The organism is Citrobacter sp. RHBSTW-00881 (assembly GCF_013728515.1).
GTDB lineage: Bacteria > Pseudomonadota > Gammaproteobacteria > Enterobacterales > Enterobacteriaceae > Citrobacter > Citrobacter braakii.
This window is the reverse complement of the sequence record NZ_CP056269.1, coordinates 4,051,880-4,065,158: the sequence shown is the minus strand read 5'-3', so window position 1 is coordinate 4,065,158 and position 13,279 is coordinate 4,051,880. Positions and strand designations below refer to the sequence as shown.

Here is a 13,279-nt window from a genome sequence, read left to right as displayed (position 1 = left end):
CCGGAGGTCGTCCGTGACGGGCTCAGGGATCTGGTTCGCCGCACGGGCGCAGATGAAATTATGGTGAACTCATGGCAAGGCACTCGTCTTTGCCGCTCTTCAGAAATAATGCTGAGTATTCTACCGGAAAGGCAAAAGGATCATTTACCAAAGATAATGACGAGAAAGTCATTGACGAAGCGGGGAAGGGGTTAAGTCATCAATCCATATCAAAATATCAGACGCCTGTTTACGCTATGCGGGCGTCCGCTTTTCGCTGTGAGTTCAACGGGTCGATGCAACGCTATCCTTAATCAAGGGGGACGTTGCCATGAAACGAAGAACTCGGATTTACTACACGCCAGAGCAGAAGGCGATTATCTGGGACAGATATAAGCAAGGTGATTCCCTGCATGATATCGCCAGAATGTTCGACAGATATCATTCTTCTATTATGCCCACTATCCACCAGACTGGTGGATACCGTCCTCCTGTGAGAAAGCGGCACCGATTAGCGCTTACGCTTGATGAAAGAGAGGAGATATCCAGAGGATTGGTAGCAAAACTCAGTATCAGGGACATCGCTGCCAAATTATCAAGAGCGCCCTCAACGATTAGCCGCGAGGTCAGGAGGCACGGAGGTGCCAGGCAATACCGTGCAGCAAAAGCCGATACTTCTGCGTGGGAAAATGCTCTGAGACCAAAACCTTGCAAGCTAATTGAAAGCCCCACATTGTGTAAAATCATTGCAGAGAAGATGCATCAGGACTGGTCGCCGGAGCAGATCGCCGGTTGGCTGAAACGCTGTTATCCGGATAATCAGGAAATGCATGTGTCACACGAAACGATTTATAAAACGCTTTTTATACAAACCCGGGGCGCATTAAAAAAAGAGCTGCAACAATGCCTCAGAAGCGGAAGAGCGGTTCGTAGATCCCGAACGTCATCACTTAAAGGGAAAGGATTAGGGAAAATCCCGAATGCGCTATCTATCAGCGAAAGGCCACCGGAAGCCGCAGACAGAGCCATACCTGGTCACTGGGAAGGTGATCTGATCCAGGGCTCGAAAAACTCCTATATCGTCACCCTTGTAGAACGCCATTCCCGCTTTGTTATGTTGGCCAAAATCAGGGACAATAAGACCATAACGGTTATATCTGCACTCATCAGACAAGCCCGGGAATTACCTGTTGAGCTTTATAAAACATTAACCTGGGATCGGGGCGCTGAAATGACCAGCCACACCCGGTTTACTGTAGCAACAGACATCCAGATTTACTTCTGTGATCCTCAATCTCCCTGGCAACGTGGCTCAAATGAAAATACGAACAGATTGCTCAGACAATATTTTCCAAAGGGAACTGACTTATCGGTTCACAGTCAGCAGAGACTAAACAGCGTTGCGAGACAGCTCAACGAAAGACCGAGAAAAACGCTAGACTATGAATCACCCGCAGAACGGTTCAATAAGTGTGTTGCGTCCATCAGTTGAACTCACAACCCCCATCTTTAAGACGGACACGTTCCACCCTGGTATCAGCGCAGGGCGGCAATTTATCATTCATTAATTCTGTTTCCTCCGTATGCAGCGTGGAGCCTTTCCTGTTACCGGTTTTATCCGGATGTATGCTGTCCCGTGAAGTGGCGGGCAAACTCACTTCTAAAAAATTACGGCCAGATCTTGTCATGCCTATCACAAAGTATCATAACCGAGCATTGTGTAAAGATGAAAACCGTCAAATTGAGCGCAATCGAGCTGCATGATATGATCAGAACCCTACTAAATCAGAAGTATTGGGTATGAGATTACTTTTGAGGAAGCACGTAAATGAAACGAGTGGTTCTGTTTTCATGTGGGAGCGCTTGTCGCTCCCTGAATAGTCCATGTGACAATGAAGATTAAACAGCATCATAACCAGCATGATGCCGTTGCATTTCTTGCATATCGGCAGACTACATCAGAACCCGGTAACCTTGGATGCTGGGATAATGGCAGAGAAGAGGCACTTACTGTATCTACGGTAAAAAGCGGTTTTGTCGATGAAGTTTTAAAGGAAACCCTCCAGAAACGCTGATGAAATTGCGCAGTTTCGCTGGCCTGATGCGACAACAACTCGCCAGTAGAATGGGTATTTCTTACAAATACCTGCGCAGCATAGAAGCAAACCCATCCAGAGCGAGCATTACTACACTTAACCATTATGCCAAGAAGTGTGGTGTTAAAAGCCCTTTGATTTATCTGTAAATAAGATAAAACATGATAATTTCATCAAGTTGCATGGTAATTTATCCAGGATCCATTTGTGTCCAGGACGTAAGTCTTCACAGCTGTCGAATCAATTCTATTTCGTAAGGCGGCTCACGTTTTTATGCCCTGAGCAGTGCTTTTCCGGCTGGAACTTTCCCCCACTCATTCACTGTGATTTAATATGCTAAACCGGTTTAATTAAGTTTAGCCTTGGAGGGTTTTAGCATGAAAGCAAAAGTTTGGGTTCTGGGCGACGCAGTGGTGGACCTGCTACCGGAGAGTGAAGGGCGCTTGCTACAGTGCCCTGGAGGCGCGCCGGCTAACGTGGCGGTAGGGGTTGCCCGCCTTGGCGGCAACAGCGGATTTATCGGCCGCGTCGGCGGTGACCCGTTTGGCCGCTACATGCGTCATACCCTGCAACAGGAGCAGGTCGACGTCAGCCATATGTATCTTGACGATCATCACCGCACGTCCACTGTGGTGGTCGACCTTGATGACCAAGGTGAACGCACCTTTACCTTTATGGTACGCCCCAGCGCTGACCTGTTCCTGGCTGAAGAAGACCTGCCACAGTTTGCCGCCGGACAGTGGTTGCACATCTGCTCCATCGCGCTCAGCGCCGAGCCCAGCCGCAGTGCTACCTTCGCGGCTATGGAGAACATCAAACGTGCCGGTGGCCGGGTGAGCTTTGACCCTAATATCCGCCTGGATCTCTGGCAAGATCAGAACCTGTTGCACGCCTGTCTCGACCGCGCCCTGCGTCTGGCGAACGTGGTGAAACTGTCCGAAGAAGAGCTGATACTCATCAGCGGGAGTAATGATATCGCGCAGGGGATCGCCAGCATCACTGAGCGTTATCAGCCTGAATTACTGCTGGTGACTCAGGGTAAAGCGGGCGTCATCGCCGCATTCCAGCAGCAGTTTATCCATTTCAGCGCTAAACCGGTTGTCAGCGTGGATACCACCGGTGCGGGCGATGCGTTTGTCGCCGGACTGCTTGCCAGCCTTGCTGCCAACGGGATGCCGGCGGATATCAATGCCCTGGAGCCAACGCTCGCTCTGGCGCAAACCTGCGGTGCCCTGGCAACCCTGGCGAAAGGCGCGATGACTGCCCTGCCATACCAGCGCGATCTACACCGCCAGATTTGATCCTAAATACCGTCGTACGCGGTCCACTTTGTTGCATCCATCACACTTATTAAACCGGTTTAGCAAAATCAATTTCAAAATGTTAAATGTCGTGCTTAACATTGCAACTAAACCGGTTTAGCAAAAACACACAATTTTTTATTTTCCTTTTGGGATGCAATCAATATGTTCAGAAAAAGCACACTCGCGGTTCTTATCGCTTTGCTAACCGGCGCCGCCTCAGCCCATGCACAAACGGATCTCAGCAGTATCGAAGCCCGTTTAATTGCGCTGGAAAAACGCTTACAGGATGCCGAAAACAGAGCGCAAACGGCAGAAACCCGCGCAGAGTCGGCAGAGAAGAAAGTACAGCAGCTCACGACACAGCAACAAAAAACCCAGGACAGCACTCAGGAAGTGGCTCAGCGTACCGCCAAACTGGAGAAAAAAGCCGATGAGAAAAGCGGGTTTGAGTTCCACGGCTACGCCCGCTCCGGCGTGATAATGAATGACTCCGGCGCCAGCACCAAATCCGGAGCCTACATGACGCCAGCAGGGGAAACCGGTGGGGCTATTGGCCGCCTGGGAAACCAGGCCGATACCTATGTTGAAATGAATCTTGAACATAAGCAGACCCTGGATAACGGGGCAACGACCCGCTTCAAAGTCATGGTCGCCGACGGTCAAACCACTTATAACGACTGGACGGCGAGCACCAGTGATTTGAACGTGCGTCAGGCCTTTGTTGAACTGGGCAACTTGCCCACCTTCGACGGGCCGTTTAAAGGCTCCACCCTGTGGGCCGGGAAACGCTTTGACCGGGATAACTTTGACATTCACTGGATCGACTCGGATGTCGTGTTCCTCGCCGGTACCGGCGGCGGTATTTACGATGTCAGGTGGAACGACAGCGTTCGCAGCAACTTCTCTCTTTACGGGCGTAACTTCGGCGATATTGCTGATACCAGCAACAGTGTGCAGAACTACATCGTCAGCATGAACAATTTCATCGGGCCGGTGCAGATGATGGTCAGCGGGATGCGGGCAAAAGACAACGACGAACGCCAGGATACCAACGGTAATCCGGTCAAAGGCGATGCGGCAAATACCGGTGTACATGCGCTGCTCGGGTTGCACAACGACAGTTTTTACGGCCTGCGTGAAGGTGCCAGCAAAACCGCCCTGCTCTACGGTCACGGACTGGGTGCCGAAGTTAAAGGTGTCGGCTCTGACGGCGCGTTACGCTCGGGGGCTAACACCTGGCGCTTCGCCAGCTACGGCACCACGCCACTGAGCAAGAACTGGTTTATCGCCCCGGCGATACTGGCACAAACCAGTAAAGACCGTTATGTCGATGGCGACAGCTACCAGTGGGCAACCCTCAACATGCGTCTGATCCAGGAGATCAATCAAAACTTCGCCCTCGCTTATGAAGGCAGTTACCAGTATATGGATCTCAAACCTGAAGGTTATAACGATCGCCATGCGGTAAACGGCAGCTTCTACAAGCTCACCTTCGCCCCGACCTTTAAGGTTGGCGACATCGGCGATTTCTTCAGCCGTCCTGAAATCCGTCTTTACACCTCGTGGATGGACTGGAGCAAAAAACTCAATAATTACGCCAGCGATGACGCGCTGGGCAGCAGTGGTTTTAAATCGGGCGGCGAATGGTCGTTCGGGATGCAGATGGAAACCTGGTTTTGATGGTTAACACCTGGCGACAGTAACCGCCGGGGCGACAAAATACGTTTCGTCGCCCCGGACACAATAACAACGAAGAGAATGCGCTCCGGCTACCACGGGACGACAACTCGAAAATCAATACGCATTCAGAGGGTACTATGGATTTTGAACAGATTTCCCGCTCGCTACTTCCGCTTCTGGGAGGCAAGGAAAATATCGCCAGCGCCGCGCACTGTGCCACACGCCTGCGCCTGGTGCTGGTCGATGACTCACTGGCCGATCAGCAGGCCATCGGCAAAATTGATGGGGTGAAGGGCTGTTTCCGTAACGCCGGACAGATGCAGATTATCTTCGGCACCGGGGTGGTGAACAAAGTCTACGCCGCCTTTATCCAGGCGGCAGGGATTGGCGAATCCAGCAAATCGGAAGCTGCCGACATTGCGGCGAAAAAACTGAATCCTTTCCAGCGCATTGCCCGCCTGTTGTCGAACATCTTTGTGCCGATCATCCCGGCTATCGTCGCCTCCGGCCTGTTGATGGGCCTTCTGGGGATGGTTAAAACGTACGGCTGGGTCGACCCGGGTAACGCCATCTACATCATGCTGGATATGTGCAGCTCAGCGGCGTTTATTATTCTGCCGATCCTGATTGGCTTCACCGCCGCCCGCGAGTTCGGTGGTAATCCTTATCTTGGCGCGACGCTTGGCGGCATCCTGACTCACCCGGCGCTCACCAACGCCTGGGGTGTGGCCGCCGGTTTCCACACCATGAACTTCTTCGGCCTTGAGATTGCCATGATCGGCTATCAGGGCACGGTGTTCCCGGTGCTGCTGGCGGTGTGGTTTATGAGCATCGTTGAGAAACAGCTGCGTCGCGTGATCCCCGATGCACTGGATCTGATCCTGACGCCGTTCCTGACGGTGATCATTTCCGGTTTTATCGCCCTGCTGATTATCGGCCCGGCTGGTCGCGCGCTTGGCGACGGTATTTCGTTTGTCCTTAGCACCCTGATTACCCACGCCGGTTGGCTGGCCGGACTGCTGTTTGGCGGTCTCTATTCGGTTATCGTCATTACCGGTATTCACCACAGCTTCCACGCCATCGAAGCGGGACTGCTGGGCAACCCATCCATCGGCGTCAACTTCCTGCTGCCGATTTGGGCGATGGCCAACGTCGCTCAGGGCGGTGCTTGTCTGGCGGTGTGGTTCAAAACGAAAGATGCCAAAATCAAAGCCATTACCCTGCCCTCGGCGTTTTCTGCCATGCTCGGCATCACCGAAGCGGCGATTTTTGGTATTAACTTACGCTTTGTAAAACCGTTTATCGCAGCCCTGATTGGCGGCGCGGTGGGCGGCGCGTGGGTGGTATCCATGCATGTTTACATGACCGCGGTGGGCCTGACGGCTATCCCTGGCATGGCTATCGTGCAGGCCAGCTCGCTGCTGAACTACATTATCGGGATGGTTATCGCCTTTGGCGTCGCCTTTGTCGTCTCCCTGGTACTGAAATACAAAACGGACGCTGAATAATGTCACATCCATCACGCCTGCCTGCGATTTTGCAGGCTGTTATGCAGGGCCAGCCGCGCGCGCTGGCCGACAGCCACTATCCCCGCTGGCACCATGCGCCGGTGACCGGGCTGATGAACGATCCCAACGGCTTTATTGAATTTGCCGGACGTTATCACCTGTTTTATCAGTGGAACCCGCTCGCCTGCGATCATAAGTTCAAGTGCTGGGGGCACTGGAGCTCTGCCGACCTGCTGCACTGGCAACATGAGCCGATCGCGCTCATGCCGGATGAAGAGTATGACCGCAACGGCTGCTACTCCGGAAGCGCCGTGGATAGTCAGGGCACGCTCACCCTGTGCTATACCGGCAACGTAAAATTTGACGACGGCAGCCGAACCGCGTGGCAGTGCCTGGCGACGGAAAATGCCGACGGCACGTTTACCAAACTCGGTCCGGTATTACCGCTGCCGGAGGGCTATACCGGCCACGTGCGTGACCCGAAAGTCTGGCAGCACGAAGGTCGCTGGTACATGGTGCTGGGCGCACAGGATTTGCAAAAGCGTGGCAAGGTGTTGTTATTCAGCTCAGCGGACCTTCATGAGTGGACGAGTCAGGGCGAAATCGCCGGTTATGGCATCAATGGCCTGGACGACGCGGGCTATATGTGGGAATGCCCGGACCTGTTTGCCCTCGGCGACCAGCATGTCCTGATTTGCTGCCCGCAGGGCGTGCCTCGTGAGAAAGAGCGCTATCTCAACACCTACCCGGCAGTGTGGATGAGCGGCGATTTCGACTACCACCGCGCGGCCTTCGAGCATGGCGAACTGCACGAATTGGACGCAGGGTTTGAGTTCTACGCCCCGCAAACCATGCTTACCAGTGATGGCCGCCGTCTGCTGGTCGGCTGGATGGGCGTGCCGGAGGGCGAAGAGATGCTTCAACCGACCCTCACCAACGGCTGGATCCATCAGATGACCTGCCTGCGTGAGCTGGAGTTTATCGATGGTCAGCTATACCAACGTCCTCTACGAGAGCTGAGCGCCCTGCGCGGCGAAGCGCACGGCTGGGCAGGGAACTCCCTGCCGCTGGCACCGATGGAAATCGTTCTACAAACCACTGGGGACGATATTTTGAGCCTCGATTTTGACGGCGCATTAATCCTTGAACGCGATGCCAGCGGGATCCGCCTGGCCCGACCCAGTCTGGCCAGCGACGAGAAGCATTATCGTTACTGGCGCGGAGACGTCCGCTCGCTGCATATTTTCATCGACCAGTCTAGCGTGGAGATTTTCATCAACGGCGGCGAAGGAGTGATGAGCTGCCGCTACTTCCCGGCCTGTTCAGGGCAGCTAATGTTCTCTGGCATCACACCGGACGCATTCTGCTACTGGCCGCTGCGAACTTGCATGGTAGAATAAGCGTTTTGCCTCAAGCTCATGGCGTCGTAATGAAAACTAAACGCGTAACCATTAAAGATATCGCCGAACAGGCTGGCGTCTCAAAAGCGACCGCCAGCCTAGTACTGAACGGTCGTGGTAAGGAGCTGCGTGTGGCGCAGGAAACGCGTGAGCGAGTACTGGCGATTGCCCGTGAGCAGCACTATCAGCCAAGCATTCACGCCCGCTCGCTGCGCGACAACCGCAGCCACACCATCGGACTGGTGGTGCCGGAGATCACCAACCACGGCTTTGCGGTCTTTTCACATGAGCTGGAAATGCTGTGCCGCGAAGCAGGCGTCCAGCTATTGATCTCTTGTACTGATGAAAACCCCGGTCAGGAGAGCGTGGTGGTCAATAACATGATTTCCCGCCAGGTTGACGGTCTGATCGTCGCTTCATGTATGCACAACGATGCCGACTATCTTAAGCTCAGCCAACAACTGCCAGTAGTGCTGTTTGACCGTTGTCCTAATGAAAGCCTGCTGCCGCTGGTGATGACTGATTCGATTACCCCAACGGCGGAACTGATTTCCCGCATTGCACCTAAGCATAGCGATGAGTTCTGGTTTTTAGGCGGTCAGTCGCGTCTGTCGCCTTCACGCGATCGTCTGACCGGCTTCACGCAGGGTTTGGCTCAGGCGGGTATTGCACTGCGCCCGGAATGGGTGATTAACGGTAACTACCACCCGAGCTCAGGCTATGAGATGTTCGCCGCACTCTGCGCGCGACTTGGGCGGCCGCCTAAGGCGCTGTTCACTGCCGCCTGTGGACTGCTCGAAGGGGTACTGCGCTATATGAGCCAGCACCATTTACTCGACTCAGATATCCATCTGACGAGCTTTGACGATCACTATCTTTATGATTCGCTGTCGCTGCGTATCGATACCGTACAGCAGGATAACCGCCAGTTGGCCTGGCACTGCTATGATCTGATAAGCCAATTGATCGAGGGCGATACGCCCGAAACGCTAAAACGCTACCTGCCCGCAACGCTGCAGTTTAGGCATCAGTAATAACTGAGCATTTTTGAATACCCTACAGAGGTGAAATCTGGTGCGAATCCAACAATCAAAAATCAATATTTGTAGTGATGTGATGCGGAAAGGTCTTCACTGCATCAGTAATCACACCAATCGGGTTAAACGGCAAACTGAGTGGTGGTAAAGACTGACACCGGCATTATTACTGTCACTGTGGAACATCACTCCGGCGGGTTTACCGCAAGCTTCCCACGCAATTTCCAGCGCTTTGATGTCAGCTTGCTGTCCGGTGAGAATGACATTGCCCAACCCTCAGGTTTCCTTGCGAACAGATCGAGAACAACAGCAAGGTAAGCCCAACGCTTGCCTGTCCAGAGTAGAGTAAGAGGCAGGGCGTAGTCGGACTATTTCCCTGCCTCTCCTCCCCGAACCGGACGTGCACCTTTCAGCGCATCCGGCTCTCCATTTAAATGCTGGCGAACGCCATTGCCACTTCTGTAAAGCGCGATGTATACGTGTTTCTGGTCTCCGTCCTCAGATAGGGATTACCTTCGGGTAGCCGCCAGCGGAACAGCTTCTTGCCTTGCCCCACCAACCGGTACAGTATTTCGCCGCTGAGCTTGCCGTGATTGGTTTTACCAAATAAAACCCACGTTTTGCTCTGACCCGGTTTCGGTGATTTACACCACCACCTCATCAGGGAAGCGATACCTGTACGGTATTTGCGGGCCAGCCAGTGAGCCAGCTTCCAGAACACGACACGGTCGATATAACTGAAGACTTTGGCCTTAAAATCAACGAACTGATAGAACATGGCCCAGCCTTTCAGTTTTCGGTTGAGTTGTTCAGCCATATCGACTTTGCTTTCACTGTAGTTGCCTGATAACAGTGCTGTCAGCGATGCGGCGAAGTTTCTGGCTTTCTCCTGCGGGATCGTTGAGACCACTCGCATCTCGCCATAACGACTGCGTTTGCGAATGATCCTGTGCCCCAGAAAGATAAAGCCGTCATTAACATGGGTGATTTTAGTCTTATCCATGTTCAGCCTGAGTTTCAGACTGCCTTCGAGCACACCCCGACACTCCTCCCTGATGGCTTCCGCCTGTGCTTTGGTGCCTTTGACGATGAGGACAAAATCATCGGCATAGCGGCAGTACGCCACCGCGGGTTTCCACTGCCAGTTTTCTCTGACCGCCGTACTTCGGCCCCGTTGGATACTGTTATTCCAGTACCACCGATCTTTTCTGGCTTTCCCGCTCAGGTAGCGCTCATGCAGGTATTGATCGAACTCATTCAGCATGATGTTCGATAATAGCGGCGATATAACACCGCCCTGTGGTACACCTTCACTGGCCGCCCGAAAGAGACCGACATCGATATGTCCCGCCTTGATGGTTTTCCACAGCAGAGTCATGAAACGTGCGTCACTGATCCTGCGGCGTACAGCCTTCATCAGCAGTCGATGATGTACGGTGTCGAAGTAACTGGACAGGTCGCCTTCAATCACCCAGCGTCCCCGGGTTTCACCACAGTCTGTGAGCTGTAATTTCACCGTGCGGATCGCGTGGTGGACACTGCGCTCAGGCCGGAAGCCATATGAGAGCGTATGAAAATCACTCTCCCATATCGGCTCCATCGCCATCAGCATGGCCCGCTGAACAATACGATCCCGCAACGCGGGGATACCCAGTGGTCGCAGTTTGCCGTTGCTTTTAGGGATGTAAACCCGTCTGGCGGGCAAGGGCTGGTAGTGGCCTGAGAGTAATTCATCCCTGAGGATTTGCAGCTCAACAGCCAGTCTGGCCTGTAGCATTGTTTTGTTCACGCCATCAACGCCGGGGGTATGGGCCCCCTTTGATGAAAGCGTGATCCGCGCCGCTTCAGCCAGCCATTCTGGTTGTGTTATCAGACGCAGCAGCCGTTGAATCCGTAGGGACGGATCGGTGGCTGCCCATGTGGCAAGCTTGCGTTGCATTTCGCTGATTATCAAAGGTCTTCACCTCGTTAGGTCAGTTAATTCACGTCGCAAACACATTCAAACTGCTTCCCTTCGCCATGTAATGGGCTTTCCCCATCGCGGACTACTACGGAAGCTCCGCCAGCCAGCGCGTCATCGGAGCCATGCCCCCTTAACATCCGTCGCTGACCTTCCCCGGTTTACCTGCCTGGACTCAGGCATACTGAGGAGGCTGCCCGTCGCACTCTTTATCCTTGCTTGCCGCAAGTTGGCAGAAGTCAGCAACGCAAGCGTGATAGACGCTGCTGCCCCGGTGTTTCGCATACATGTCAAAACACCTTCGACCGGCAGTGCTTACGTATCACTGCCAGTTCCTCCTGCACGGCCTGTCAGATCACGTAGGCCGTGGTGACGTTTTCAACCCACAGAGGCGGATTAACGGGTTCATGTTCTTCAGCCTTTCAGTACTTAACCTTGAGGATCATCTCGGCTTAGTGATCTCGCCTCAATCCCCGTTGTCAGCGGGTTACATCACCCTGCGGGCATGCCGCAGGTCACTGCCGCTCAGGTTCTCCACCGTCACACCCGGTGGGATTGTTGGGTTTCTCATCGTGAGTTACCGGTTCAATATTCCAGACAGACTCGCGGTTCATTTAAGCATCCATGCCCGCCCTGAACTCCGGGCACACTATACGTCACATCGCCGCACCACACCTGATTCGGTTCTGTCACTGCAAACTGTCGCTCAAGGCGATTCGGGATAGCGGTGTGTTCATGACCACCACGTTTATACCGGTGAGTTGGCTGCTGACAACTCACCAGACCCGGTTCTTTCATGAGCCTTCCGGCAAGCCAGCGTCCCATTCTGAAGCCTTTCAGGGTTGCCATAATCGCGATACTTCTTGCGCCAGCAGAGCCATGGCTGATGTTATGCAGTTCCAGAACCTGACTGCGTAACACAGCTCGCCTGCCGTCTGGCTTTTCGGGGCTTTTTCCCCAGTATTTGTAGCTGCTGCGATGAACCCCGAACACGTGGCAAAGTGTGACCACAGGATACTGCGCTCTGAGTTTCCCGATTAACGAGAATTGTTCAGGGAGTCTGGCATCAAGAGCGCGGTTGTAGATTCAATTGGTCAACGCAACAGTTATGTGAAAACATGGGGTTGCGGAGGTTTTTTGAATGAGACGAACATTTACAGCAGAGGAAAAAGCCTCTGTTTTTGAACTATGGAAGAACGGAACAGGCTTCAGTGAAATAGCGAATATCCTGGGTTCAAAACCCGGAACGATCTTCACTATGTTAAGGGATACTGGCGGCATAAAACCCCATGAGCGTAAGCGGGCTGTAGCTCACCTGACACTGTCTGAGCGCGAGGAGATACGAGCTGGTTTGTCAGCCAAAATGAGCATTCGTGCGATAGCTACTGCGCTGAATCGCAGTCCTTCGACGATCTCACGTGAAGTTCAGCGTAATCGGGGCAGACGCTATTACAAAGCTGTTGATGCTAATAACCGAGCCAACAGAATGGCGAAAAGGCCAAAACCGTGCTTACTGGATCAAAATTTACCATTGCGAAAGCTTGTTCTGGAAAAGCTGGAGATGAAATGGTCTCCAGAGCAAATATCAGGATGGTTAAGGCGAACAAAACCACGTCAAAAAACGCTGCGAATATCACCTGAGACAATTTATAAAACGCTGTACTTTCGTAGCCGTGAAGCGCTACACCACCTGAATATACAGCATCTGCGACGGTCGCATAGCCTTCGCCATGGCAGGCGTCATACCCGCAAAGGCGAAAGAGGTACGATTAACATAGTGAACGGAACACCAATTCACGAACGTTCCCGAAATATCGATAACAGACGCTCTCTGGGGCATTGGGAGGGCGATTTAGTCTCAGGTACAAAAAACTCTCATATAGCCACACTTGTAGACCGAAAATCACGTTATACGATCATCCTTAGACTCAGGGGCAAAGATTCTGTCTCAGTAAATCAGGCTCTTACCGACAAATTCCTGAGTTTACCGTCAGAACTCAGAAAATCACTGACATGGGACAGAGGAATGGAACTGGCCAGACATCTAGAATTTACTGTCAGCACCGGCGTTAAAGTTTACTTCTGCGATCCTCAGAGTCCTTGGCAGCGGGGAACAAATGAGAACACAAATGGGCTAATTCGGCAGTACTTTCCTAAAAAGACATGTCTTGCCCAATATACTCAACATGAACTAGATCTGGTTGCTGCTCAGCTAAACAACAGACCGAGAAAGACACTGAAGTTCAAAACACCGAAAGAGATAATTGAAAGGGGTGTTGCATTGACAGATTGAATCTACAATTACTTTTTCCCTG

9 protein-coding genes and 3 pseudogenes are annotated in these 13,279 nt (G+C 52.9%); 9 read left to right on the top strand and 3 right to left on the bottom strand.

Annotation, left to right across the window (positions count from 1 at the left end; translation table 11 throughout):
- Window positions 1–310: 310 nt before the first annotated feature.
- The 7 genes from HV311_RS19545 to HV311_RS19515 all read left to right on the top strand — a co-directional run bounded on the left by HV311_RS19545 (window position 311) and on the right by HV311_RS19515 (window position 9,001).
- Window positions 311–1,471 (top strand): IS30 family transposase, encoded by a 1,161-nt coding sequence (locus HV311_RS19545; RefSeq protein ID WP_049015173.1) that lies wholly within the window; start codon window positions 311–313, stop codon window positions 1,469–1,471.
- Window positions 1,472–2,053: 582 nt separating this feature from the next.
- On the top strand, window positions 2,054–2,224 hold the full coding sequence (locus HV311_RS28320) for a helix-turn-helix domain-containing protein (RefSeq protein ID WP_077258089.1): 171 nt from the start codon (window positions 2,054–2,056) through the stop codon (window positions 2,222–2,224).
- 228 nt (window positions 2,225–2,452) lie between these two features.
- Window positions 2,453–3,376, top strand: a complete 924-nt coding sequence (locus HV311_RS19535; protein WP_003029584.1) for an aminoimidazole riboside kinase — start codon at window positions 2,453–2,455, stop codon at window positions 3,374–3,376.
- Window positions 3,377–3,541: 165 nt separating this feature from the next.
- A complete protein-coding gene (locus HV311_RS19530; RefSeq protein WP_003029587.1) occupies window positions 3,542–5,059 on the top strand; it encodes a carbohydrate porin in 1,518 nt (505 codons plus the stop codon).
- Between the two features lie 137 nt (window positions 5,060–5,196).
- Window positions 5,197–6,567: a sucrose-specific PTS transporter subunit IIBC gene (locus HV311_RS19525; RefSeq protein ID WP_000345204.1), complete on the top strand. Its 1,371-nt coding sequence runs from the start codon at window positions 5,197–5,199 to the stop codon at window positions 6,565–6,567.
- A complete protein-coding gene (locus HV311_RS19520) occupies window positions 6,567–7,967 on the top strand; it encodes a sucrose-6-phosphate hydrolase (protein ID WP_003029589.1) in 1,401 nt (466 codons plus the stop codon). Before HV311_RS19525 ends, HV311_RS19520 begins: the two co-directional genes overlap by 1 nt.
- A gap of 29 nt (window positions 7,968–7,996) precedes the next feature.
- A complete protein-coding gene (locus HV311_RS19515; protein ID WP_086538758.1) occupies window positions 7,997–9,001 on the top strand; it encodes a LacI family DNA-binding transcriptional regulator in 1,005 nt (334 codons plus the stop codon).
- 165 nt (window positions 9,002–9,166) lie between these two features.
- Here HV311_RS19515 and HV311_RS28070 read toward each other — a convergent pair.
- From HV311_RS28070 to HV311_RS19500, 3 genes and pseudogenes are all read right to left on the bottom strand, one after another.
- A pseudogene (locus tag HV311_RS28070) lies at window positions 9,167–9,354 on the bottom strand (DDE-type integrase/transposase/recombinase); the annotation flags it as partial.
- Between the two features lie 80 nt (window positions 9,355–9,434).
- Window positions 9,435–10,943 (bottom strand): group II intron reverse transcriptase/maturase, encoded by a 1,509-nt coding sequence (gene ltrA, locus HV311_RS19505; protein ID WP_001189111.1) that lies wholly within the window; start codon window positions 10,941–10,943, stop codon window positions 9,435–9,437.
- A gap of 672 nt (window positions 10,944–11,615) precedes the next feature.
- Window positions 11,616–12,041, bottom strand: a pseudogene (locus tag HV311_RS19500) (IS3 family transposase); the annotation flags it as partial.
- Between HV311_RS19500 and HV311_RS28315 the strand changes: the two are divergent.
- Window positions 12,026–12,109: pseudogene (locus HV311_RS28315) on the top strand (hypothetical protein); the annotation flags it as partial. The pseudogenes HV311_RS19500 and HV311_RS28315 sit on opposite strands and share 16 nt — an antisense overlap.
- Window positions 12,106–13,257, top strand: coding sequence for an IS30-like element IS30 family transposase (locus tag HV311_RS19495; RefSeq protein WP_001254932.1), 1,152 nt, complete (start codon window positions 12,106–12,108; stop codon window positions 13,255–13,257). The pseudogene HV311_RS28315 and the gene HV311_RS19495, both read left to right, overlap by 4 nt.
- Window positions 13,258–13,279 lie beyond the last annotated feature (22 nt).

Coding starts and splice junctions, on each gene's coding strand:
- HV311_RS19545 (WP_049015173.1), top strand. CDS start 311: ATGAAACGAAGAACTCGGATTTACTACACGCCAGAGCAGAAGGCGATT.
- HV311_RS28320 (WP_077258089.1), top strand. CDS start 2,054: ATGAAATTGCGCAGTTTCGCTGGCCTGATGCGACAACAACTCGCCAGT.
- HV311_RS19535 (WP_003029584.1), top strand. CDS start 2,453: ATGAAAGCAAAAGTTTGGGTTCTGGGCGACGCAGTGGTGGACCTGCTA.
- HV311_RS19530 (WP_003029587.1), top strand. CDS start 3,542: ATGTTCAGAAAAAGCACACTCGCGGTTCTTATCGCTTTGCTAACCGGC.
- HV311_RS19525 (WP_000345204.1), top strand. CDS start 5,197: ATGGATTTTGAACAGATTTCCCGCTCGCTACTTCCGCTTCTGGGAGGC.
- HV311_RS19520 (WP_003029589.1), top strand. CDS start 6,567: ATGTCACATCCATCACGCCTGCCTGCGATTTTGCAGGCTGTTATGCAG.
- HV311_RS19515 (WP_086538758.1), top strand. CDS start 7,997: ATGAAAACTAAACGCGTAACCATTAAAGATATCGCCGAACAGGCTGGC.
- ltrA (WP_001189111.1), bottom strand. CDS start 10,943: ATGCAACGCAAGCTTGCCACATGGGCAGCCACCGATCCGTCCCTACGG.
- HV311_RS19495 (WP_001254932.1), top strand. CDS start 12,106: ATGAGACGAACATTTACAGCAGAGGAAAAAGCCTCTGTTTTTGAACTA.